Consider the following 21,462-nt stretch of genomic DNA (forward strand, 5'->3'; position numbering starts at 1 on the left):
ATGAGCGGCAAATCCCTCAACGATCTGGCGCGGGATCTGGCCAGGGCACGCGCGGCTGCCGACAGGCGGCCGGACGACAAGGCGGCCGAGATCCGCTTTCACGAGGCGCGGATCGCCTATCTGGAAGCCGAGCTTTTTCTTTGCCGGAAAGACCTGGCGCATTGGCAACTGCGGTCGATGGCGCTTGGCCGCGCATTGCGGCGGCGGGTGGCGGCGTATCGGCGGTTGGCGGAAACGGCAAGCAAGGGCGCGATCAAGCGACGCTCGCGCGGCCCGGCGCCGGTACCGGCTCAGGCGGTGCTGTTCGAAATCGTAGGGCAGGGGGTGGCCGCATGATTTCCGACGTCCGAACACCGATGCTGGATCCGTCCGATCCGGGTTTGCCGGAGATCGAAACGAATGACCGGGAAGCGCTGGAACTGGCGACGGAGGCGGCCTGCAAGCGCTTCCGCAAGGCGCATCCGGACGGCGTGCCGAACGAGATGCCTTTCGCGCCGCTGAGCGACGACGACGCGGCGGCGGCCGAGCAAAGGGCGCGGCGTTATGCCAGCCGGGGGCGCATGGGTGACCCGGTTTTGTGGTGCGACCTGGGGATTGCGCTGTAATGGCGGGCTATCTCGAAAAGCGCGAGATCGGCCCGGCCACGCTCTACCTGGGCGATGCGCGGGAGATCGTGCCGGCGCTGCCCAAGGCGCATCTGTTCGTCTCCGACGCGCCGTATCGGCTCACCTCCGGCGGGGCGGCCAAGACCTCGTCCAGGCACAAGCCGATGACCGTCGGCTGGATGGCGGACTATTCCAACAATGGCGCCATCGTCCATTGCGATATCGATTGGGACGAGGTCGCCGCGCTGGCCTTCGAAGCGCTTGTCGACGACGCCGACTGCTACCTGATGGCGAACGACAAGAACGTGTTCCCGGCGCATGCGGCGGGGGTCCGCGCGGGTTTCCGCCTGCATAATCTGCTGGTTTGGGGCAAGGGAACGGCGACGGCGAACCGCTGGTTCATGAAGGACTGCGAGTTCACGCTCTACCTGTTCAAGGGGCGGGCGAAAACGATCCTCACCCCCGGTGCCAAGCAGCTTTCGCAAATCCCGCAGCGCGACGAAACCGGCCACCCGACAGAAAAGCCGGTGCTGGAAATGGAGCGTTATATCCGCGCCTCGGCGAAGCCCGGAGAAACGGTGCTCGACCCGTTCATGGGCTCTGGCTCCACTGGCGTCGCGGCCGTGCGCGCCGGGCGGCGCTTCGTCGGCGTGGAGATCGAGCGGCGGTGGTTCGACGCCGCCTGCCGGCGGATCGAGGCGGCGGCCGCCACGCCCCGCCCGCGCGGGATGTTCGATGCCTTCGAGGGCGAGCAGGTGGAGATGGCGACGGGAGGTGTGGGGTGAACGTGCAGCCATTTCTTTTCGGTTCCGGATGGATAGAAGTCAAAGACGGTAATCCGACCGCTCGCGACCTGTTCACGCGGCATTATTCTAATCAGTACGGCCGCCGAGGCCGTCGTCAGCCGAAGCTGATAATTGGGCCGGGTTTCAAGCTTGTTTTAATTTCTGTCGATGGCGGAGCGGTTTGCGCTTGGCGCAAGGAAAAGCATAGGGCCGACGGCCAACAGGGCGTTGAATGCTGCATTTTCCGCCGAGAGCAAGGGGACGTCGCCAGCCAGTTGCTGAAAGACGCGATGCGTTTGGCATGGGATCGGTGGCCTAATTCCCGCCTGTTCACGTTCGTCGATCCTCGCGAGGTCGCTCCCACGATGCGGGCCGGCCGGCCGACATGGGGACACTGTTTCTATCAGGCGGGGTGGCGGTTCGCCGGCATTTCGAAGAAGCGGCTGCATATCCTTGAGTGTTTGCCTGAGATGGCTGGAGGGACGGCGTGATGGACGGCCTGCGCGTTCTGGTCGGCTGCGAATATTCCGGCATCGTGCGTAGGGCCTTTGCCGCGCGCGGGCATGATGCATGGTCCTGCGATCTGCTGCCCGCCGAGGACCGGTCTAACCGGCACATTGTCGGCGATGTGAGGGATCACCTCGACGACGGCTGGGACTTGCTTGTGGTGGCGCACCCGCCATGCACACGGCTTTGCCGCTCCGGCCGGCGGTGGCTTTCCGGCCCCGGCAACATGACGCCGCCGAAGAAGCTGCCGAGGGGGCGGACCTGGGACAGCATGATTGCCGAGTTCGAGGACGGCCTCGACCTTTTCGTCGCTTGCTGGCGCGCGCCGATTGCGCGGGTAGCGATCGAAAATCCCGAAATGCACGACCTTGCCCGCGCGCGCATGCCGAACGATGTGCCGCGACCGCAGATGGTGCAGCCGTTCTGGTTTGGTGAGCCGCAGTACAAGGCGACGGGCTGGTATCTGCGAGGGTTGCCTGACCTGCAGGAGACGAGCCGCCTGCCGGAGCCGGAGCGCGGCAGCGAAGAGTGGAAAGCCTGGAACCGCGTCTGGCGCATGCCACCGGGCAAGGACCGGGCAAAGGAACGCGCCCGCTTCTTTCCCAGCATGGCTGATGCCATGGCCGAACAATGGGGCGGGCGGGCGCTGCAAGAGGTGGCCGCATGACCCGGTTTGCCGATTCCGAAATCGCCCGCGTGAAAGACCAGCCGATCTCCGAGGTGATCGGTCGTCATGTGGACTGGGACAGGGCCAAGAGCGTGCCTTCGAAAGGCGACTTTTGGGGCTGCTGCCCGTTTCACGGCGAAAAGACGCCGTCTTTCCACTGCGAAGACGGCAAGGGCATCTACAAGTGCTTCGGCTGCGGCGCGACGGGCGATCATATCCGCTTCATCCAGGAGTATCTGGGCAAGAGCTTTGCCGAGGCGGTGGAATATCTCGGCGGCTCGCCGGACGCGCAGCCCGACCCGGAAACCGAGGCCCGGCTTGCCGCCGAACGCGAGTGCAAGCGGCGCGAGCAGGACGCGGCCAGCGAGCGCTATCGCGAGGAAGAGCGGCGCAAGGCCTATGCAATCTGGCGCGAGGGGCGGCCGTTACCGGGCACCGAGGCGGAAGCCTATCTTGCCGCGCGGGGCCTCGCGCCCGTGCTGGACGGATTGCGGCTGCGCTATGTGCCGAGCCAGCCCTACTGGCACCAGAAAAAGGCGCCGGGCGAGAAGAAGCCGAAACCCTATGTGCTCTATTCCGGCCCGGCGCTGCTTTCGCCCATGACGAGGCCGGACGGCACATTCGCCGGCGTGCATATCACCTGGTTCGACCCTGACCGACCGGGGAAAAAGCTGGCCCTTGGAGACCCGGAAACGGGCGAGATACTGCCGGCGAAGAAGATCCGCGGGTCGAAACGGCAGGCGGCCGAACGGCTGATCATGCCGGCGGCGTTCGACCGGCTGGTGATCGGAGAAGGGCGGGAAACCGTGCTTTCCGCCGCCCGCGCCGAAAAGGCGAAAAGGCCGGATCGCTTTGTCCGCACGGCCTTTTGGGCGTCGATCGACCTGCAGCATATGGGCGGCAAGGCGACCGAGACCGTTGCGCATCCGACCCTGAAAACCGCGACCGGGCGGCCGGCGCGCGTGCCGGGGCCTGTGCCGGACATGAGCGACGAGGCGGCGATCCCGCTGCCGGATTTCGTGCGCGAGGTCATCACCCTGGGCGACGGCGACAGCGACCGTTTCACGGCCGAGCAGGTGCACGCCCGCGCGGCGGCGCGATGGGCCATGCCCGGACGCACGATCGTCGCGGCATGGGCGCCGGAAGGTAAGGATTTCAACGATTTGGCGATGGAGGGGGCATGAACCCGGAAGGCGAATTCGTGCCGGAGGCAGATGAGCAAATAGCCGGGATGCTGGACGCGGCGTCCGGCATTGCCGACCCGAACAATCTTCCGCCGTCTCAACGGCCCGATGACGACAAGGAGGCGGACCCCAAGGCAATCGAGATGTGCGCGGGCCTGGACGCATCGGATACCGACAATGGCAAGCGTCTGATTGCCCATTTCGGCCGCGATCTTTGCGTCATGGCCATGGACGGTTCGACCGGCGGCGACTGGCTGTCGTGGACAGGCACGCACTGGGACATGGCCGAAGGGGCGGCGCGATCCCAGGAGATGGCAAAGCGGGTGGGCGACCTGATCATGCTGGAGGCCGACTATCTGGCGATGACCCCGGACGAAGCGGCGGCCGTGAAGGCGGCAACGGAGGCGGGCGCGCCAATCGACCAGATTTCGAACCCGCATCGGGATCTGGCAAGCTTCCCGGAACCCTGGAAGCCGGGGGCGAAGGCCTTCAAGTCTCTGGAAGGCCGCAAGGCCAAGCGGCGCGGTTTTGGCGTGACCTCAAAGAACGCCGGGCGGGTGGACAACATGCTGAAGATGGCGGCAAGCCAGCTTCGCCGCGCGGTGGGTGATTTCAACCTCGACCCGCATCTTGTGGGGACGAAGACGCACACGCTGAAGTTTCGCAAGGTGCTGGACCCGGAATGCCCGGACCCGGATGTCGATCGCTACACCTACGAGATGGAAGCAACGCGCGGGCATCGGCGCGAGGACTGGCTGACTGCCGTCGTGCCTGTGGAGTGGCGCGGCGAAGATTATCCCGCCCCAAAGTGGCAGGCGTTCCTCGACCGGATGATGCCCGACAAGGACAAGCTGCGCACGGTGCAGCAGATGGCCGGGCTTGGCCTGCTTGGCGTGCCGATCCAGAAAGTGATGTTCCACTATGGCATGGGCGCCAACGGCAAGTCCGTCTTCCTGGAGACGGTGGCGCGAGTAATCGGGCCGGGCCTCATGGTGGGCCTGCCACGGGAATCCATCGTCGGCAGCGGCGAGCGCGGGGCAGGCGCGGCCTCGCCCGACCTGGTGCGCCTTTATGGCAAGCGCATGGTCCGCGTGCTGGAAGTGCCCGCCGACGTGCCGCTGCAGGAAGACCTGATCAAGCGGCTGACGGGCGGCGAAGCCTTTCCCGTTCGAACTCTGTTCAAGGGGTTTTTCGAGTTCCAGTCGGTCGCCACGCCGCACATGTCCGGCAACGGCTTCCCGACCATCGACGGCACGGATAACGGCATCTGGCGCCGCATGCTGGTGGTGCACTGGGACCAGACCTTGCCGGAGGAAGAGCAGCGCGATTTCGAGGAAATGGTGGGCGAGCTGGTGCGGGAGGACGGGCCGGGCATTCTGGCCTGGCTGGCGCGCGGGGCGCTAGACTATCTGCGGCACGGATTGTTCGTCGCAGACGCGATCAAGGCGGCGACCGACAAGTATCACGGCGAGATGGACCCGATAGGCGAGTTCCTGTCGGCATGCGTTGCCCCGCTTTCGGGCGCACGGGTGCAGGCCAGCACCATGTACGAGGCCTACAAGTCCTGGAGCGATGCCAATGCCAAACGGGTGCGGTCGAACACCAAGTTCGGCCGCGTGCTGGGACAGCGGCTGGCCAAGGAAACCGTCAGCGGCCGCATCTTCTACGAGAACGTTACCTTGCGCGACGTGCCCGAACGGCCGACCCCGAACCCCTACGATCAAGGCGGATTTGCAGGCGCAAACCCTCAAGGTTGGTGATAGTAGGTGAGGGTTACGCGGGGGTTTGGCGACAGTTAGGGGTGTGGGGTTCGTGCGTAAAATCAACGGCTTACGATGGTTGGTGATAGTTTTGGCCGCGTGCGTATATATAATGGGGTGAGGGGAAATGAAATTACACGTATAGATACGTAAAACTATCACCAACTATCACAAAGATAGTTATCTTATTGAAATATAACAATAAAAATAAAATCAAACTGCCACCAAACTATCGCCTGACCATCGAAAACTCTCTTCATGCATTTGAAGACCTCAAGAAAAGGTTCCGATATGTCCGGATTTCATTTTTTCACCTCGAAGGATGCCGCCGAGAAGTCTGCTCACGCCGTTGCGAAGGCCGTGCAGCTTGACGAGGAAGGGCTGCGGATCGGCGGGCCGCAGAATGGCGATCAGGCGTTTCTTTCCAAGGTAAGGTGGCTGGAACAGTTCGACGCCGCGTGCCGCTGGATTTCCGTCCAAGGCAAGACGAAGAAGATCAACCAGCGTCGCAGCTCCTATGGGCTCAAGCATCAGGCAGAGAGGGTCATGGGCGGCTACATCAGCAACTCGGCGATGATCGCGGCGGCCGTGCATTGTGGTTTCAATCTGGCCCGCTTGAGGGACGGCAGCCGCAACGCCCAGTTCAACATCTCCAGCAAGATCGTGGAGCCCGCTTCGATCGGATGAGCGGTTCGGGTCAATTGGCGCAATGAGGGCTGGCGACATGAAAAAGCGGATCGACATTGAAGGGTTGCTTGCCTGGGCCTATCGTGAGGAACTGCCCAAGGCGGCGGGGAATGGCGCAGGCGCTGGTATCGTCAACGGTTGGGCGGGCGTTTCCAGCTATGCCGAGTTGCTGACCGTGATCGATCACAACGAATACGGCTGCGTGCCGAACCTTGCCGATGGCGGTGAGCCGCACCCGGACGCGGTGCGCGTGCATGAGGCGGTGGTTGCGCTCGACAGTGTGGCGCTTGACCTGCCGGACGGGTGGTCGCCGATGGAAGAGCTTGGCCAGCATGGCGAGCTTGGCGAAATGGCGGTGGCGGTCGCGCTGGATACGCTGACAGTGGTCGACGGGGCAGGGGTTCGCCGGTTGCGCAATGGACCGGCTAGGCTGGTGCGCAAGCACGCAATCCTTGGCGGCGTGCCCGAATGGCAGTGGGATGGCGAAGAGCCGGCCGCGCGGATTGTCACCGGGCCGGAAGGTGGGCCGTTATGGTTTCGCGAGCGGGTGAGCCGGACGCGGGACGCTTTCGGCAAGGTGATGGAATATCGCTATGAGACGGCGGACGGCTGGGACAAGTACCGCAACAGGCCGAAGCGCGGCGCCTACCAGAAGGCGGAATTGCATCCTGACCCGCTGCCGCTGATCCTCGCGCGGGCCGAATATGAGCTTTGGCACGCCTCGCTGGAGTGCCTTGTGGAAGATTTGCGGCCCGTGCTGGAGCGGTTCGAACTGGCGGAATTCCGCCGCTCGCCGCGACCCTGGCAAACGCCCGACAAAGCCGCGCCGCGCGTACTCGTTGCAAATGCTGCGTTTTCCCGTTGACGCAACCTGAAATTTGACATAGCTCTTGTCACAGATGAAAAGATCACAGCCCGGAGCGGGAAACCGCTGCCGGGCTTTTTCGTGGGCGCTCCGTTCCCCGTCGTCGCGGCGGGTCCTTCCTCGGCTATTAGAGCAATACGGGAAAACTCAGCCCGGGTGTTTTCCAGTCTCGGTATTTTCAAACAGGGTTGACCAAGTTGACGACGGAACCGTTGACGGTTGACGGTCCGGATGCCGATGGCGTCTGGCTGTCTATCGCTGCCATTGCGCGCCAGAAGGGCGTCAGCAAGCAGGCCGTCTCGAAGCGCGTTGCCCGCTATGTCGAGGATGGTTTGCTGGAAACCCGCAGGGCCGGACGCGAAACCCATGTGAATCTCGTCGTCTATGACCGGCTCGTCGGGGAGATGACCGACCCGGCGCAAGAGTTGCGCAACGGCGGCGGCGGCGAAACACTGCCGGCTGGAGACGAAGGCTCCTACAACAAGGCGAAAGCCCGGCGGGAAAACTACCGCGCTGAAAGTGAACGCCTGGATCTCGAAGAGCGCATCGGGAACCTGGTGAAGCGCGATGAGGTCGAGGACCGTATCTTCCTGCTGTTTCGCCGGGTGCGCGACCGGTTAATCGGGTTCCCGGCAATCGTGGCGCCGCGCGTGGCGGCGGCGCCGGATGCGCGGTCGGTGCGCAACATTCTGGACGAGGAAATGCGCAGTATCCTGCAGCAAGCCTCGGAACTGGTTGCATCGCAAGCAGAGGGCGAGCAAGGCGATGAAGACTGACCTTCAGCGCGAAATCGAGGCGCGACTGAAGGGCAATCTATCCTGCATCGCGCTCGCGGCGGCGTCCGGCTTAAGGCCGGATCCTCGGATGCTGATTTCCGAGTGGGCAGAAAAACACCGTGTATTGCCTGAGGGGTCGGCGCTACCGGGTCCGTGGCGCAACGCAACCGCGCCTTACCTGGTCGAGCCGATGGACGTGCTTTCGCCGGACGATCCGGTCTCGGAGGTTGCGATCATCAAGGCGGCGCAATCGGGCGGATCGGCGATTGCCGAGAGCTGGATCGGCGCGATCATGCACAAGACGCCCGCGCCGATCATGTATATCCAGACCACGGTCAAGGCTGCCAAGGACTGGAAAGTCGAGAAACTCGACGAGACGATCCGCGCGACCGACGTGCTGAACCCGGAAAAGGGCGGTGTCGTCAGGCCGATGAAATCCCGCTCCGGCGAGGGTTCAACCTCCGAACGCATACGTTTCCAGGGCGGTTTCCTGCTGCTCGCGGGGTCGAACTCGGCGGCATCTCTGCGACAGCACTCGATCCGCTTCATGGTCCGCGACGATACCTCGGGTTGGGCCGAGGATGCGGACGGCGAAGGCGATCCAGAGAAGCTGTCGGAACAGCGGTTGAAAACCTACAAGGCTTTCGGCCTGTCGAAGTCGCTCGATATTTCGACGCCGGGACTGAAGGGCAAGAACATCGACCGCAAATACGAGGCGAGCGACAAGCGACGCTACTACATGGCCTGCAAGGGCTGCGGGGCGCTGAACGATTGGGACTGGGGCGATGTGAAGCGAAACGATGCACCACCCTATCGTTGCCATGTGATCTGCGAGGTCTGCGAGACCGCGCATTTCGAGGCCGACAAGCGGACGATGCTTGCCCCTGAAAGCGGGGCTTGCTGGATTCCGACCGCACCGGACGAGAATGGAGAGGTGCCGCCTAAAACGATCCCGCGCGAGGAAGCCGAGCGGTGGCGGACGCGGTACACCGGACGCTACCGGGCTGGATTTCACATTACCGGGTTCATGAGCGTGTTCGAACTTTGGGACGAACTGGCGAAACTGGAAGACGAGGCGGGGGACGACCCTGAGATGCTGAAGCCGTTCCAGAATACCTCGCTCGGCCATGCTTATGAGCCGAAGGGCGAAGGCCCGGCATGGGAAAGTCTGTCCGCCCGTCGCGAAGGTGACTGGCATCGCGGAGTAGCGCCGGCTGGCGTCCTGTTCGCCACGCTTTCCGTCGACGTTCAGGGCGATGGCCTTTACTGGGAGCGCGTCGGATGGGGGCCGAACAAGGAAAGCTGGCTGATCGATCACGGCTTCCTGGCCGGCTATACCGACGCGCCGCTCGAGGGGGCGTGGCCGAAACTTGACCAGATCGTCGACCAGGGCTTCCGGCATGCTTGCGGTGCGCGGTGCAGCGACGACCTGATCGGGGTGGACAGCGGCTATCACGCCGAGGCGGCCTATGCCTGGACACGGCGCCGGCACAACGCACTGGCGCTCAAGGGACAGGATGGCTGGTCGAAACTGCCGATCTATCGCTCGGAGTCGCCGGAGGTCCAGAAGACCGGCTTGTCGGCGGGCAAAGCCCGCAAGTTCGGTATTCGCGTCTGGCAGGTGGGCACGTGGGGAATCAAATCGACCCTGATGGTCTATCTGAGCCGGACGCCCCGCGAGGATCGCTCCGGCTTCCCGGTGGGGTACTGCCATTTCCCGGCGGACGCCGAAGAGGAATATTTCCGGCAACTCGTCTCGGAATACGTGACGACGAAAAAGGACCGCAACGGCGAAGTATCGCGGGTCTGGGACAAGCGCGGGCCGAACCACTGGTTTGACTGTCGCGTCTACAACTGGGCATTGACGCATTTCGCCAATCTGTGGGGCTGGTCCGAGGCCAAGTGGCAGGAGCGGGCCGCCTATTATAACGACCTTGCAAAAGAACCGGGCGACATGTTCGGGGCGATGCCTTCGGCAGTCATTGCCGCTCCGCCAATCAGTGACGCGGAAGACGAATTGCCCGCAGGCGACGAGACTTCCGGCGTGAAGGTGAAGACGGGCGGGGCAAAGCGCCCGCCGCGCGACAATGGCCTGAGCGCCCTTGCCAATCTGAACAGGTGACCCGATGGCCATGACACGGCAGGAAATCGAGACGGCAATTGCCGATCTCGAAACGGCGAAGCGTGCCCGCTTGACGGGCAAGGCGCGACAGCAGGTGTCCTATGACGGCGGCGGCGTGACCTTCGTGCCCGCGACAATTGCCGAAATCGAGCAGGAGATTGTCAAGCTTCGGCTGCAGCTCGCGAAGCTGACCGGGGCGCCATCCGGACTCGGACCAATCCGCATCGGCTTTGGAGGCAGGATGTGATGACGGTAAAGCCTCGCGTGAGGGTATCGGCCGGCGACGCGACCGGTGCGAGCGCGCGACCCGCGATGGCCTCGACGAGCGGAGATGCGGCCTATTCGGCAGCTGACAGACGGTCGCAGGCACTTTCGGGCTGGTCTCCGTCGCTCCTGTCGGCTGATGCGGCGTGGCTACATGACCGGGATACCGCGGTTGCCCGGATCCGTGATCTGGAGCGCAACGAAGGCTGGGCCTCTGCCGGCATAGACCGGCAAGTCGACATGCTCGTCGGCGGGACATTTCGTCCGAATGCCAAGCCGGACGCGATGGCGCTGGGGATTTCGGAAGAGGCGGCAACCGATCTTGGCCGGCGTATCCAGTCGGCCTGGCGCGGATTTGCCGAGGATCCAACGTTCCGGTGCGATGCCGAGCGGCAACTGCCGTTTGTCGGCCTGATGGGCCTGATTGCCCGCGAGTTCGTTGCCGGCGGCGAAGCGCTCGGCGTCATCCGATGGAAGCCGCAAACAGGCTGGAAATACGCGACCGCCGTGCATGTGATCGACCCGGACCGACTTTCGAACCCGAATGGCCGGATGGACGACGAGACGATCACCGGTGGCGTCGAGCGGGACGCGGACGGCGCGCCGATCGCCTATCACATTCGCCGTTCACATCCCGGCGACGTCTTCCTTCGCGGCGCAAAGTCCTGGACATGGGACCGTATCGAGAGGTGGGACCAGGTCGGCACGTGGCAGCGGCCGAAGGTGTTCCACGTCTATGACAAGCGGCGGCCCGGGCAGACGCGCGGGATCTCCAAGCTGGTGACGGCTCTGGCCAAGCTGAGGATGCTGTCCCGGTATTCCGAAGCGGAGGTCAAGACGGCTGCGATCAACGCCACGATAGTCGGCGCGATCTACACACAGCTTGGATCGGAATACGCGGCCGAGGCGATCGGCAACGATATTGGCGGCGGTACGACGGACTGGGGGCAGTTCAACAAGCAGAGAGCGCAGTTCTACGAAGAATCGCGCCGGGTGATGGACGACAATCGTTTCGTCACGCTGTTTCCAACCGATCGTCTGGACCTGAATACCCAGCCTCGCCAGACGGCGGGTTATCCGGCCTTCCAGACCGCGTTCCTGCAAGCGTTTGCTGCATCTCTCGGCGTTACCTACGAGCAACTTTCGATGGACTGGTCGCGCACGAACTACTCGTCGGCTCGTGCGGCCCTCAACGAAGTGTGGCGCGGGGTCTGGCGGTTGCGCGGGATCCTGACCTGGGGCGCGGCAAACCTGATCTATGCCGCATGGCTGGAGGAAGCGCTCGACAGCGGGGAAGTGGAAGTGCCGGCCGGTGCAGCGGATTTCTACGATCAGCCGGCAGGGTATCTGCGGGCGGACTGGATCGGTCCTGCGCGCGGTTACATCGACCCCGTCAAGGAAGCACAAGCGGCGGTCCTGCGGATGCAGGGGCAGATATCGACGCTGGAGCGAGAGGCGGCGGAGCAGGGCAGCGACTACGAGACGATCCTTGCCCAGATCGCCCGGGAAAACGCAGATCGCGAGCGTCTCGGCCTGGGCGGTCCAGGTACGGACATGACCGTGCAAGGCCCGTCTGACGACGAACGGCGCCCGGTCGAGGAAAGGGAGCGTCAGGTATGATCCCGCTAGGCAGGCAAGCCTATGTGGCGATCGCCCAGGGCAGCGAAAACGGCTTCGTGCAAACGCTCACGCGGGCGGCGGAGCCGGATAGCAAGGTCCGGGGCGTCGTCTGGCTGGACGAGGTGGTCTCGCGTGACCTTTACGCGTCGGTCGGCGGCGTGGCCGTCGTCGGCGTGCGCGGCTACCTGGTCGATACGCTTCCGTTCCATGGCTCCGACTGGATTACCGGCTACAACGGCATCCGCATGGCTGTCTCGGCAGCCCTTGGCGACCCGGATATCAAGGCGATCGTGCTCGATATCGACAGCCCGGGCGGGATGGTGGCGGGGTGTTTCGAGCTCGTCGGGTGGTTGCGGGACGCTGGCAGGAAAAAGCCGTTGATGGCGATCGTCAAGGACATGGCCGCGAGTGCCGCCTATGCCATTGCCAGCGCAGCAGAGGCGATCACCGTGCCCATGACCGGGTCGGTCGGCTCCATCGGCGTCGTCCGGATGCATGTCGACATCTCCGGGCTGCTCGAAAAGGGCGGATGGAAAATCACTGTCATCCAGTCGGGAGCGCGCAAGACGGACGGCTCTCCCTATCGGCCGCTCGACCCGGAAGCGGCCGAGGACTGGCAGGCGACCGTCGATGCATTCCGCTCTGTTTTTGCCGACCACGTCGCCGAAGGGCGCGGGATTGGCAAGGATGAGGTCCTTGGAACGGAAGCGCGTCTCTTCGAAGGACCGATTGGAACGAAAGCGGCCGCCGATCTCGGCCTGATCGACGCTGTCATGGCGCCGGACGAAGCCTTTGCCCGGATCCTCGAAGAGATCGCGGCGACGGCCTGATCATTTCCAAATGCGAAAGGAAACCCAATGAGCAAGACTGGACGGCTCGCCCATCTCTTCAAGGGCGGCAACCCCGCACGTGCTTCCGAAACGGCCGCAGAAGGCGAGGACGAAGAGGAAGAAGACCAGCCTGTCGCAGAAGGCGAGGATGAGGAAGAGCAGGACGACGAGGCGAATACGGACGAAGGCGACGACGAGGAAGAAAATACTTCCGCCCGCGCCGGCAATTCCACGATCGACGCCGCGTTCGGCCTGCTGCGTTCCCCGGAAGCCAAGGGGCGCGACAAGCTGGCTGCCGAACTGGCCGAAGACGTCGCCAAGGGCAGGATGAGCGCGGAGCGCGCAAAGAGGCTTCTGGCGGCGGCGCCGAAGAAGGGCACCCTTGCCGATGCAATGGAAGGCAGGGACAGGAACCCCGGCCGTGACACGGTTTCGGCAAGCTCCGAACTGACGAAGTCCGAACAAAGCCTGTTGGCGACGTCGAAACGCATGCAGGAACAGCGCGCCGCGCGGCGCGCCCGCTGACGCGTCTGGCGGGGCCAAGCCGCCCGCCTCCCTAATCAGACCCCGATCTCCTAGGAGAAGCCAATGCCTACCTATAGCTATCAGCCTGGCGGCCTTGTCGCCGGGCCGTACCCGCTTGCGCATCGCACCGTGACAATCGCCAGCGGCCAGGAGCTCGAGCGCGGCGCCGTGCTCGGCCGCGTAACGGCGGACGACAAATACGTTCTCTCGGCCACGGCCGCGGTCGACGGATCGGCCGACCCGGTGGCGGTGTTGCCCGACGCGGTGGACGCGACCGGCGGCGATGTGACCGTGCAGGCCTTCTTCAGCGGCGAGTTTGCCGCCGACAAGCTTGTCTACGGCACAGGCCACGACGCCGACACCGTCGAGGCAGCTTGTCGCGTCACCGGTCTGCCGATCTTCGTGCGCAAGCGCGTCTGACGCCAACTCCGCGCCCGGCGCGGTCTCACCTCAACTTTCCGAAACAAGGATACCCGGACATGGATCCTCTTTATTCGACGACCGCGCTGATCGGGGTGCTCGAAACGCTCGATCGTCCGACCGCGTGGCTGCGTGACCGCTATTTCAGTCGGACGATTCAGTTTGAAACCAGGGAAATCGCCTTCGAGAAGCTGCAGAAGCGGCGCAAGCTGGCGCCCTTCGTCAGTCCGCATGTAGCCGGCAAGGTGCGCAGGGATCGAGGCCGGTCGCTCACCACCTTCGAGCCTGCCTATGTCAAACCGAAGCACGAGATCGACCCGGACGAGAATTTCGTGCGGCTGGAAGGCGAGCAGTTCGGCGGAAATCTGTCGCCGGAACAGCGTTACGAGATCAACGTCAACCAGAAGCTTGCCGATCAGGACAACGAAATCACCCGGCGCGAGGAATGGATGTGTGCCCAGATGCTGGTGACCGGCAAGGTGATCGTCGAGGGCGAGGACTATCCTGCGCAGGAAGTTGATTTCGGCCGCGACCCGTCTCTGACCAAGCAGCTCCTGACGACGAGCCGCTGGGGCGAGCCGGGCGTCAGCGTGCTCAAGAATATCCGGGCCTGGGCGACGGAAGTGGCTTTGCTTTCCGGATCGAACGTCACCGACGTGGTTCTCGGGGCGGAAGCGGCGGAGCTTTTCCAGGAAGACGCGAACGTTCGCGAGATTCTCGACAATCGCCGCCAGCGAAGCGGCACGCTCGAACTGGGTCCTGTCGCCACCGGATCGCAGGACATCGTCGCGGCCTATCTCGGCTCGATCGGGCAGTTCGACTTCTACCAGTACACCCAGATCTACGAGGACGAGCAGGGCAACAGCCAGGACTTCTTCCCGTCGTTCGGCTGCAGCCTGATCGCTCCGCAGGCGCATGACGGCATGATGGCCTATGGCGCGATCAAGGACAACAAGGCGCTGCGGGCCATGTCGCGCTTCCCGAAGATGTGGTCGCAGGAAGACCCGAGCGTCGATTTCCTGATGACGCAGGCGGCACCGCTGAACGTGCCGGCCGACGCCAACGGCTCGCTCTTCGTCCAGGTGCGCTGAGGCCGAATCATAGCCGCGCGATCCCTCGCGCGGTCCTCTCCTCGAAATTCAGGAAATCCAGAAATGGCAAGGGAAAAGGAAAAGGCGGTGCCGGTGCGCCTGCCGGTCACGGCTGTCATCGACGGCAAGGATCGCAAGCCCGGCGAGGTGATCGACCTGCCGGAAAGCGAGGCGAAAGCGATGCTCGCCCGCTATGGCGAATACAAGGGGCCGCCGGTCAGCGCTGCCGAGAAGCCGGCCCCGGTAAAGCCCAAGGGCGAAAAACTGACGGCGGCGATCGTCGCGGCCGTGAAGGATCTCGACGACGAGAACGACGATCACTTCACCCGCTCCGGCCTGCCGGTTCTGGCGGAGCTCGAAAAACGCCTCGGCTATGACGTGACGGCCGAGGAACGCGATATCGCCTGGGCTTCCCTGCAGGCCGGCCAGACGAACATGATCTGAGGAGCATCCAATGGACCCGGAACTTGCCGCCCTTGTGGTCGATGCCCGCTTCGAGGAACTGGGCATCGTCGGCGCCTACACGGCGCCGGGCGGTGAGCCGGTGTCCGTGCGCGTCTTCCGGTCGCGCGACGAGGATACGGCGGCGGGCTTCGGCGAAAGCCGTCCGCTCGTCCGGGCTGTTACTGTCCAGGTGCGCGCGTCCGAAGCCTCTCCCGCGAAAGGCGGTCATTTCGATATCGGAGGGCAGGTCATGAGGGTGGAAGGCCAGCCCCGGATCGAGGACCCGGCCCGCCTGATCTGGACCTGCCAGGCGGTGCCGGTATGACCCGAGAAATTCGCCTCGCCCTTGTCGGCAATCTTGCGAAGTACCTCGAGGCGGAGCGAAAGGAGGTCGCCAAGGCGATCTACGACGGCACCTTAGAGGCAAGCGAGGTGGTCCGGCGTCGTCTGCGGCAGCAGGTGACGGGCGCGGGACTTGGCGAAAGGCTCGCGAGGACCTGGCAGAGAAAGGCATATCCCGGAAAGGGCATTGTCACGCTGGAGCCGGCGGCGATCATCTATTCCAAGGCCCCGCAGATTATTCGCGGATTTTCGCAAGGCGATCCGATCCGCTCGTCCCGCGAGGCCGGGTTCCTGGCGATCCCGACAGAATTCACGCCGCGCCGGGGTCGCGGTTCGGCCCCAATATCGATGAGCCGGTTTCTTGAGGAATTCGGGCTCGATTCCCTCCGCGTTCTGCCGAAGAAGGGCAGTGGCGGGCGTGTCCTCTACGCCATCGCCGAGCAAGGATTCCGCCGAAGCCGAGGCCGGCGCGGCGGGTCTCGGCGGACCAAGGCAAGAGGCAGGATCAAGGACGAGCGGTTGCTGATGTATGTGCTGGTGAAGCAGGTGCGGCTTGGGCAACGGCTGAATATCGAGACGGTGCGCTCGGCTGCCGAAGCGCTCTACCCGCGCCTCGTCGCCCGCAAGATTTCGGAAAGGCTTGGCAATGCTTCGCAGTGACGAAGTGCTCGACGCCCTGCACGCGGTTTTATCTGCAGCAGCGGCGGCAAGCCCGGACGTGCCGGAGATCAAGCGCAACGAAACGCTGGACGATGCCTTCGAGGCGCTCGGCATCGGCGCATCGGCCTATGTCAACCTCGTGGACGGGGATCTCGAGAAGCAGGATGTCGCGCTCGGCGCCGCTGCTGACGGGTACGAGCTGGCGCAACGCGCGACGGTGGAGATCGTCGTGCAGGCCGAAACGGACGCGGCGCGTCGGGCGGCGATCGCGTCGATCGCCGGGGCGATGGAAGCGGCGATCGCGGCGGACAGAACGCTTGGGCAGACGGCGGATTTTTGCGAAGTGACCGGGCTGCGGCGGGAGAACCTGGCGACCGACGGGGTCGCCAATGTGAAGGGCGCGGAACTGACGCTGGAGATCCTGTTTCGATCCGACCGGCCGTTTTGAGAGATTATCGCTCCGGCAAGCTGGCTACGGCGAGAACCAATATAGCAGTGGGTACGACGACGCCAAAGAAATACTGCGCGACATGTAAACTAAACGTCTGGTCAATACCCCATTGATAATAAAAGTTTTGGAAGTGACTTCCTGTCAAGGCGTGAACAACTAGCAAGGTGGACAAGGTAATCGCGCCCCAAAGAACACCGATTTGTTTCTTGCCGATTTGTGCCATCCATCCGACGAGCAAGGAAGCTAACACGCAAATACCGTAATACATATTGCCTCTCCAATTAATGGAGAGGAAGGGGACGCGCTGAAGTTGTAAAAATCAAGCCCAAAAAGTCGATCCTGCTGAAATTTTATCGTCCCTTCGCGGGGCCGTTTTCGCGCAGCCATTCGATCATGATTTTTCGACTAACGACAAATCGGCGGCGGGCAGGGGCAAAGATCGGCTGGCTGAATTTCAGCAAGATCACGGGTAGCTCGGTGCTTCTACCGAATCATACTGTCATCGATCCGCTGGCCGGAGGCCTGCGCAACGGGAACTGACCGGGCGCTCGCCGCCCGACTGACAGGACAACACCATGACATTTGAAGGCGACGAAGAACCCGCCGGGGAGGCCCCGGTGGCAACGGTTTCCTGCGTCCTGCTGGCGCCCGTCGACGGGCTTGGCCAGCGGGGCGCGGTGGTGACGCTCGACCTTGATCGGGCGGCGGATCTGGAAACGGCGGGCGCTGCGCGCCGCGCCAGCTTGCGCGATCTGCAGATCGCCGGAACACAAGGAGCATCGTAGATGGGAACGGCACCGACGCCGCGCGGCAAGACGGCAAACCTGCTGCTCGGCACCCAGGCGGATTTCGCGACGCCGGCGGGCGGCAACTATGTCCGCACGTTCTTCTATTCCGAAAGCCTGGGCGAGGCGGAACCCTTCGAGGACGATCCGCTGCTCGGAACGCCGCGGGCGAACAACCGGGACCGCACGCGGCCGGCGCCGGGTCTTGCCTCGCTTTCCGGCGATATCACGATCCCGATCGATATCAATCATTTCCCGATCTGGCTGGAAATGCTGTTCGGGGCGGGCGTGAGCGCCGGAGCGGGGCCCTACACGCACACCTTCACCTCGGGAAGCGAGGTGCTGCCCTATACGACGGTGGAAATCGAGAAGCGGGCCGGGGCGTCCTTCTTCCAGTCGATCGGCTGTCTGGCCTCCAGCCTGTCCTTCGACACGGCGCGGGCCGGCGGCTTCCGGCAGGCAACGGTGTCGCTCGTCGGGCGCAACCAGGTGAGGCTTGGCGCCAGCGGCGGCGGCATGCCGGCGTCGGTGCTGGACCGGGCACCGGTGGCGGCGGCGGTCGGCCTGCTGCGCATCGACGGGGTGCTGGCGGCGAACTTCCTGGGCGGGTCGTTTTCCTACCAAAACAACCCGGAGCCGGACGAGGCGATCAACGGCAGCAAGTACCTGTCCGGCTACAATCTCGACGGAGATGCGGTGGCAAGCGGCACGGGCCGGGTGCGCTACGTCAACGAGGCCTATTACGACATCATGCAGGCCGGCGACCCGGTGGCGATGGAGCTGGAATACGCCAATTCGGCCAATGAGAAGATTGTGTTTTCGATGCCCGCCGTGCGTTTCGAGAAGCAGGCCTTCGCGCCGATCTCCGGGCCGGGCGGCCTGCAGGCGGATTTCAACTGGACGGCGGAGCAGACGGACAGCGAGCCGATGCTGACCGTGACCGTCACCAACGCAATCGAGGCCTATGCATGATCATCCTGAAACCGCTTGACCGCAGCGTGAAGGAAGAAACCTTTCCGTTCGGCGTCAAGGTCACCATGCGCCCGGCCTCGTCAATCGAACTGGCGCAAGCGCGGGACGAGGCGGCCCGGATGGTGGCTTCGGCCTTGTCCGGCGCGCATGCCGTCGCCGAGTTCGGATTGCCGGAAGCGGCGCCGGCAACGGACGTAAAGGGGTTGGTCGGGCTGAGCCGCTTCCTGGCGGCGGCGCTCGTCTTCGAGCAGGTGGTGTCCGGCTGGCGGGGCGTGGCGGGCGAAGACGGCCAGCCTGCACCGCTCGATCGCCGCTCGATTGGGCTTTTCCTGTTGGAAAGCGCATTGTTCGCCGCGTTCGAAAGGCTGGCCTTCCGGGCGGTCCATCTGGAGCAAGCCGAGGGAAACGGCTTCGCCGCCTCGCCGGCTGGTACGGCCGGGGCGGCGGCGCCTATTGCAACGGATGCCGGCAGCAAGGTCTCGACTGCGGGACGCGGTGCCCGTCGCGCAAGGAAGCGCCCCTGACACCGGAAGGTCGGGCGGCGGCGGAGGTCTGCGGCCAGGCTGGCGTCTGGCGCGTCAACGGCTTTTCCGGCCGGGTTGACGGTCTCGACACCGGGGAGGCCCTGAGGCGGATCGTCGGGCAGGGCCTCGACCCGGCGTTGGTCATGGCCTGCCTGACCGCTTTCGAAGCCGGGTTCGTCGCCCGTGCCAACAAGCCTGAAAGCGAAACAGATGAAGAGGATGCCTAGGGATGGCGCCGCGAAACAACGAAGTCGGCATCCGTCTTGTTGCGCGCGACGGCAAGGTGGTGGAAGCGGCGCTGCGGAACTTCGGCAAGGAAGGCGAGGCCGCCCTGAAGCGTATCCAGCGGGCCAGCCAGCCGGCGAATGCCGGTCTCCGGGCGGTGGACGCGGCTGCCGACAGCCTGAAGTCCAGCGCGTCGGGTTTTGCCAGCGCACTCGGCCCGGCAGGCGCCGCGCTTTCCGCACTTGGCCCGATCGGAACCAGCCTGGCGGTAGCCATCGGCGCGCTGACGCTGGGTCTTCGGTCGGCGTCGGCCGAAATTGCGGAGATCGGTTTTGCCGCCCGGCGCGCTGGCATCGACGTGGAATCCTTCCAGGAACTGGCCTTCGTCGCGGAGGAAAACCGCATCGCGGTCGATGCGCTGACGGATGGCATCAAGGAACTGAACCTTCGCGCGGACGAGTTCATTTTCACCGGTGGCGGCTCGGCGGCCGAGGCATTCGAGCGGCTCGGTTTCTCGGCGGAAGAACTTCAAGAGAAGCTGAAGGATCCTTCCGCCCTGCTGGTGGAGATCATCGGCCGGCTGGAGCAGCTCGATACGGCGGCACGGATCCGCATTGCCGACGAGCTTTTCGGCGGCACTGCCGGCGAGCAGTTCGTCGCCCTGATCGACCAGGGCGCGGAGGGGATTCGCCAGACCATATCGGAAGCGCATGAATTAGGTCGCGTTCAGACCGAAGAGATTATCAAGTCTGCCGAGCAAATAGATAAGATATATGTTCGCATTTCCAGAACTATATCCGATCAGTGGAATAGTGCTCTCGTTAATGTTGCAAATTCGACGTATGAGTTATTCGATTTCCTACAAGACAACGAAAATCTGACTGATCGATCGCTTCTGAGAAAGTTGAACGATACAAACAATGAAATAAACGAAGCCTTTGAAAAACTAAAAGATATCGACAGACAACTAGAAGGCAGAATCTTTGCTGCTCAAAGGCGAGAGTTGGAGCGTCTTCGTGATCAGACGCTTGCGGAAATCGGCAATCTCAACGCCATCAGGCAGGAATACGAGGCGGAGATCAAGCGACGGGAAGTCGGTGCCGGCACTTCCGCGAGCGGCAACCGGGAACCAAGCCGAGAGGCGCAAGAACGAGCGCGAGAGATCCTTGAAGGTCTCGTAACGGAGGGAGAAAAATACAAGGAGCTGCTTGAGGAAATCGGCCGTCTGGAAAGCCAGGGCCTGCTGACCGCCGAACAGGGGGCGGCGGCGCGCAGGAAAGCCGAGGAAGACTACCAGAAGATCGTCGAGCGCGGCACTCGGACCAAGAGCGACGCCGACCGGGAAGCGGCGCGCATGCTGCGCGAGGTGGAGGGCATCCTCCGGGCCGCCAATACGCCGGCGGAAGAACTGGAAGATCGGCTTGCCCGGATCTCCGAATTGCAGTCCGCCGGGACGTTCGATCGGGCGGTCGGCGGCGACGGCGCGCAGGCGGGTGTTGGCGATGATGAGGCCTTCCGCGCGCGTGTGGCGGCCTTTCGCGAATATCTCGAGGCCGCCGAGGATACGGAAGAGGCGCTCCTGCGCGTGCAGGACATCGCCGAAAACGGAATCGGCGCAGGTGCCGCGGCGGCGCAAATCGCATTGCTTGAGCGCCGCGCCGACAGCTTCAAGGATGCGATGGTGGAGGCCGGCAACACGATTGCCGACGCCCTGACGGACGCGATTTTCGAGGCGAGAAGTTTCGGGGATCTTCTGAAGAACCTCGCGCTGCAGATCACAAGGGATTTCACGAACGACACGCTTCGCAACCTGCTTGGCGGCACGCCAAACGGCGGTGGCAGTTCGCTAATCTCGACGATCGGGCAGCGTTTCGGCGATCTGATTGCCGGCCGCCGCGAGTTCGGCGGCCCGGTGCAGGCTGGCCGCGCCTATCTGGTTGGCGAAAAGCGGACCGAGGTCTTCGTGCCGGACCAGAACGGACGAATCCTGCCGAGCGTCGACATGCTGTCGCCGTCTCCGGCAGGGTTCGGGCCGGCGGGTATCGGCGCTGCCACTGCCATTCGTGACGGGCTGGCGGAAGGGCTTGCCTCGGTTGCCCGACTGGCGTCCGGGACTGGGGCGGGGACGACCCGGGCCGCGCCACTGCCGCCGATCGTGAATGTCTATTCGCAGGGCAATGTGGAGCCGGACGTGCGGCAGCGCCAGCGGCCTAACGGGCAGCAGGAAATCGACGTCCTGCTGCGGCCGGTGGAGCGTCATATCGCCCAGGGGATTTCGGAGGGCGGCCCGGTGGCATCGGCAATCGAGCGCCGCTTCGGGCTAAGCCGGGCGAACGGACTGACGGGGTAAA

At 64.0% G+C, this 21,462-nt stretch carries 26 protein-coding genes; 25 read left to right on the top strand and 1 reads right to left on the bottom strand.

Going from position 1 to position 21,462, the window contains the following annotated elements:
* The 21 genes from H2509_RS20465 to H2509_RS20565 form a co-directional block, all read left to right on the top strand.
* Window positions 1–336: hypothetical protein (locus H2509_RS20465; RefSeq protein WP_182166286.1), on the top strand; the 336-nt coding region annotated here is incomplete at its 5' end.
* Window positions 333–605, top strand: coding sequence for a hypothetical protein (locus H2509_RS20470; RefSeq protein ID WP_182166288.1), 273 nt, complete (start codon window positions 333–335; stop codon window positions 603–605). The genes H2509_RS20465 and H2509_RS20470, both read left to right, overlap by 4 nt.
* The gene (locus H2509_RS20475; protein ID WP_182168334.1) at window positions 605–1,390 is read left to right on the top strand and encodes a DNA-methyltransferase; all 786 of its coding nucleotides are present in this window, start codon (window positions 605–607) and stop codon (window positions 1,388–1,390) included. Before H2509_RS20470 ends, H2509_RS20475 begins: the two co-directional genes overlap by 1 nt.
* Window positions 1,387–1,881, top strand: coding sequence for a hypothetical protein (locus tag H2509_RS20480; protein WP_182168335.1), 495 nt, complete (start codon window positions 1,387–1,389; stop codon window positions 1,879–1,881). The genes H2509_RS20475 and H2509_RS20480 overlap by 4 nt, the downstream gene beginning before the upstream one ends.
* A complete protein-coding gene (locus H2509_RS20485; protein ID WP_182168336.1) occupies window positions 1,881–2,564 on the top strand; it encodes a hypothetical protein in 684 nt (227 codons plus the stop codon). The genes H2509_RS20480 and H2509_RS20485 overlap by 1 nt, the downstream gene beginning before the upstream one ends.
* Complete coding sequence (locus tag H2509_RS20490; RefSeq protein ID WP_182168337.1) at window positions 2,561–3,748, top strand: CHC2 zinc finger domain-containing protein; 1,188 nt, start codon at window positions 2,561–2,563, stop codon at window positions 3,746–3,748. The genes H2509_RS20485 and H2509_RS20490 overlap by 4 nt, the downstream gene beginning before the upstream one ends.
* Entirely contained in the window at window positions 3,745–5,508 is a 1,764-nt protein-coding gene (locus H2509_RS20495) for a DNA primase family protein (protein ID WP_182168338.1), read from the top strand. The genes H2509_RS20490 and H2509_RS20495 overlap by 4 nt, the downstream gene beginning before the upstream one ends.
* Window positions 5,509–5,799: 291 nt before the next feature.
* Window positions 5,800–6,195, top strand: coding sequence for a hypothetical protein (locus H2509_RS20500; protein WP_182168339.1), 396 nt, complete (start codon window positions 5,800–5,802; stop codon window positions 6,193–6,195).
* 37 nt (window positions 6,196–6,232) lie between these two features.
* The gene (locus H2509_RS20505) at window positions 6,233–7,060 is read left to right on the top strand and encodes a hypothetical protein (RefSeq protein WP_182168340.1); all 828 of its coding nucleotides are present in this window, start codon (window positions 6,233–6,235) and stop codon (window positions 7,058–7,060) included.
* Between the two features lie 197 nt (window positions 7,061–7,257).
* Window positions 7,258–7,836: a winged helix-turn-helix domain-containing protein gene (locus tag H2509_RS20510; protein WP_182168341.1), complete on the top strand. Its 579-nt coding sequence runs from the start codon at window positions 7,258–7,260 to the stop codon at window positions 7,834–7,836.
* Window positions 7,826–9,958, top strand: a complete 2,133-nt coding sequence (locus H2509_RS20515; protein WP_182168342.1) for a phage terminase large subunit family protein — start codon at window positions 7,826–7,828, stop codon at window positions 9,956–9,958. Before H2509_RS20510 ends, H2509_RS20515 begins: the two co-directional genes overlap by 11 nt.
* Window positions 9,959–9,968: 10 nt before the next feature.
* Entirely contained in the window at window positions 9,969–10,205 is a 237-nt protein-coding gene (locus H2509_RS20520; RefSeq protein ID WP_182168343.1) for a hypothetical protein, read from the top strand.
* A complete protein-coding gene (locus H2509_RS20525; RefSeq protein ID WP_182168344.1) occupies window positions 10,205–11,842 on the top strand; it encodes a phage portal protein in 1,638 nt (545 codons plus the stop codon). Before H2509_RS20520 ends, H2509_RS20525 begins: the two co-directional genes overlap by 1 nt.
* Window positions 11,839–12,672 carry a S49 family peptidase gene (locus H2509_RS20530; protein WP_182168345.1) on the top strand — a complete coding sequence of 278 codons (834 nt, stop codon included), beginning with the start codon at window positions 11,839–11,841 and terminating at the stop codon, window positions 12,670–12,672. Before H2509_RS20525 ends, H2509_RS20530 begins: the two co-directional genes overlap by 4 nt.
* A gap of 27 nt (window positions 12,673–12,699) precedes the next feature.
* Entirely contained in the window at window positions 12,700–13,197 is a 498-nt protein-coding gene (locus tag H2509_RS20535; protein WP_182168346.1) for a hypothetical protein, read from the top strand.
* Window positions 13,198–13,260: 63 nt separating this feature from the next.
* Window positions 13,261–13,617, top strand: a complete 357-nt coding sequence (locus H2509_RS20540) for a head decoration protein (protein WP_182168347.1) — start codon at window positions 13,261–13,263, stop codon at window positions 13,615–13,617.
* Window positions 13,618–13,676: 59 nt separating this feature from the next.
* Entirely contained in the window at window positions 13,677–14,708 is a 1,032-nt protein-coding gene (locus H2509_RS20545) for a major capsid protein (RefSeq protein WP_182168348.1), read from the top strand.
* A 63-nt stretch (window positions 14,709–14,771) separates the two neighbouring features.
* Window positions 14,772–15,152 carry a hypothetical protein gene (locus H2509_RS20550; RefSeq protein ID WP_182168349.1) on the top strand — a complete coding sequence of 127 codons (381 nt, stop codon included), beginning with the start codon at window positions 14,772–14,774 and terminating at the stop codon, window positions 15,150–15,152.
* A 10-nt stretch (window positions 15,153–15,162) separates the two neighbouring features.
* Window positions 15,163–15,477 carry a head-tail joining protein gene (locus H2509_RS20555; RefSeq protein ID WP_182168350.1) on the top strand — a complete coding sequence of 105 codons (315 nt, stop codon included), beginning with the start codon at window positions 15,163–15,165 and terminating at the stop codon, window positions 15,475–15,477.
* On the top strand, window positions 15,474–16,154 hold the full coding sequence (locus tag H2509_RS20560) for a DUF6441 family protein (RefSeq protein ID WP_182168351.1): 681 nt from the start codon (window positions 15,474–15,476) through the stop codon (window positions 16,152–16,154). The genes H2509_RS20555 and H2509_RS20560 overlap by 4 nt, the downstream gene beginning before the upstream one ends.
* Entirely contained in the window at window positions 16,141–16,602 is a 462-nt protein-coding gene (locus tag H2509_RS20565; RefSeq protein ID WP_182168352.1) for a hypothetical protein, read from the top strand. The genes H2509_RS20560 and H2509_RS20565 overlap by 14 nt, the downstream gene beginning before the upstream one ends.
* A gap of 4 nt (window positions 16,603–16,606) precedes the next feature.
* On the opposite strand, the gene H2509_RS20570 is transcribed toward H2509_RS20565, so the two are convergent.
* A complete protein-coding gene (locus tag H2509_RS20570) occupies window positions 16,607–16,873 on the bottom strand; it encodes a hypothetical protein (RefSeq protein WP_182168353.1) in 267 nt (88 codons plus the stop codon).
* 307 nt (window positions 16,874–17,180) lie between these two features.
* Here H2509_RS20570 and H2509_RS20575 point away from each other — a divergent pair, with 307 nt between their 5' ends.
* The 4 genes from H2509_RS20575 (at window position 17,181) to H2509_RS20590 (ending at window position 21,461) form a co-directional block, all read left to right on the top strand.
* Window positions 17,181–17,390, top strand: a complete 210-nt coding sequence (locus H2509_RS20575; protein ID WP_182168354.1) for a hypothetical protein — start codon at window positions 17,181–17,183, stop codon at window positions 17,388–17,390.
* A complete protein-coding gene (locus H2509_RS20580) occupies window positions 17,391–18,362 on the top strand; it encodes a phage tail tube protein (RefSeq protein ID WP_182168355.1) in 972 nt (323 codons plus the stop codon).
* Window positions 18,359–18,886 carry a hypothetical protein gene (locus tag H2509_RS20585; protein ID WP_182168356.1) on the top strand — a complete coding sequence of 176 codons (528 nt, stop codon included), beginning with the start codon at window positions 18,359–18,361 and terminating at the stop codon, window positions 18,884–18,886. The genes H2509_RS20580 and H2509_RS20585 overlap by 4 nt, the downstream gene beginning before the upstream one ends.
* 229 nt (window positions 18,887–19,115) lie before the next feature.
* Window positions 19,116–21,461, top strand: coding sequence for a hypothetical protein (locus H2509_RS20590; protein WP_182168357.1), 2,346 nt, complete (start codon window positions 19,116–19,118; stop codon window positions 21,459–21,461).
* Window position 21,462: the final 1 nt, after the last annotated feature.

This window comes from Stappia albiluteola, assembly GCF_014050225.1.
In the GTDB taxonomy this organism is placed as follows: domain Bacteria; phylum Pseudomonadota; class Alphaproteobacteria; order Rhizobiales; family Stappiaceae; genus Hongsoonwoonella; species Hongsoonwoonella albiluteola.

Excerpts from the sequence above, each read along its gene's own strand:
- H2509_RS20470 (WP_182166288.1), top strand. The coding sequence starts at position 333 with ATGATTTCCGACGTCCGAACACCGATGCTGGATCCGTCCGATCCGGGT.
- H2509_RS20475 (WP_182168334.1), top strand. The coding sequence starts at position 605 with ATGGCGGGCTATCTCGAAAAGCGCGAGATCGGCCCGGCCACGCTCTAC.
- H2509_RS20485 (WP_182168336.1), top strand. The coding sequence starts at position 1,881 with ATGGACGGCCTGCGCGTTCTGGTCGGCTGCGAATATTCCGGCATCGTG.
- H2509_RS20490 (WP_182168337.1), top strand. The coding sequence starts at position 2,561 with ATGACCCGGTTTGCCGATTCCGAAATCGCCCGCGTGAAAGACCAGCCG.
- H2509_RS20495 (WP_182168338.1), top strand. The coding sequence starts at position 3,745 with ATGAACCCGGAAGGCGAATTCGTGCCGGAGGCAGATGAGCAAATAGCC.
- H2509_RS20500 (WP_182168339.1), top strand. The coding sequence starts at position 5,800 with ATGTCCGGATTTCATTTTTTCACCTCGAAGGATGCCGCCGAGAAGTCT.
- H2509_RS20505 (WP_182168340.1), top strand. The coding sequence starts at position 6,233 with ATGAAAAAGCGGATCGACATTGAAGGGTTGCTTGCCTGGGCCTATCGT.
- H2509_RS20515 (WP_182168342.1), top strand. The coding sequence starts at position 7,826 with ATGAAGACTGACCTTCAGCGCGAAATCGAGGCGCGACTGAAGGGCAAT.
- H2509_RS20520 (WP_182168343.1), top strand. The coding sequence starts at position 9,969 with ATGACACGGCAGGAAATCGAGACGGCAATTGCCGATCTCGAAACGGCG.
- H2509_RS20525 (WP_182168344.1), top strand. The coding sequence starts at position 10,205 with ATGACGGTAAAGCCTCGCGTGAGGGTATCGGCCGGCGACGCGACCGGT.
- H2509_RS20530 (WP_182168345.1), top strand. The coding sequence starts at position 11,839 with ATGATCCCGCTAGGCAGGCAAGCCTATGTGGCGATCGCCCAGGGCAGC.
- H2509_RS20535 (WP_182168346.1), top strand. The coding sequence starts at position 12,700 with ATGAGCAAGACTGGACGGCTCGCCCATCTCTTCAAGGGCGGCAACCCC.
- H2509_RS20540 (WP_182168347.1), top strand. The coding sequence starts at position 13,261 with ATGCCTACCTATAGCTATCAGCCTGGCGGCCTTGTCGCCGGGCCGTAC.
- H2509_RS20545 (WP_182168348.1), top strand. The coding sequence starts at position 13,677 with ATGGATCCTCTTTATTCGACGACCGCGCTGATCGGGGTGCTCGAAACG.
- H2509_RS20550 (WP_182168349.1), top strand. The coding sequence starts at position 14,772 with ATGGCAAGGGAAAAGGAAAAGGCGGTGCCGGTGCGCCTGCCGGTCACG.
- H2509_RS20555 (WP_182168350.1), top strand. The coding sequence starts at position 15,163 with ATGGACCCGGAACTTGCCGCCCTTGTGGTCGATGCCCGCTTCGAGGAA.
- H2509_RS20560 (WP_182168351.1), top strand. The coding sequence starts at position 15,474 with ATGACCCGAGAAATTCGCCTCGCCCTTGTCGGCAATCTTGCGAAGTAC.
- H2509_RS20565 (WP_182168352.1), top strand. The coding sequence starts at position 16,141 with ATGCTTCGCAGTGACGAAGTGCTCGACGCCCTGCACGCGGTTTTATCT.
- H2509_RS20570 (WP_182168353.1), bottom strand. The coding sequence starts at position 16,873 with ATGTATTACGGTATTTGCGTGTTAGCTTCCTTGCTCGTCGGATGGATG.
- H2509_RS20575 (WP_182168354.1), top strand. The coding sequence starts at position 17,181 with ATGACATTTGAAGGCGACGAAGAACCCGCCGGGGAGGCCCCGGTGGCA.
- H2509_RS20580 (WP_182168355.1), top strand. The coding sequence starts at position 17,391 with ATGGGAACGGCACCGACGCCGCGCGGCAAGACGGCAAACCTGCTGCTC.
- H2509_RS20585 (WP_182168356.1), top strand. The coding sequence starts at position 18,359 with ATGATCATCCTGAAACCGCTTGACCGCAGCGTGAAGGAAGAAACCTTT.
- H2509_RS20590 (WP_182168357.1), top strand. The coding sequence starts at position 19,116 with ATGGCGCCGCGAAACAACGAAGTCGGCATCCGTCTTGTTGCGCGCGAC.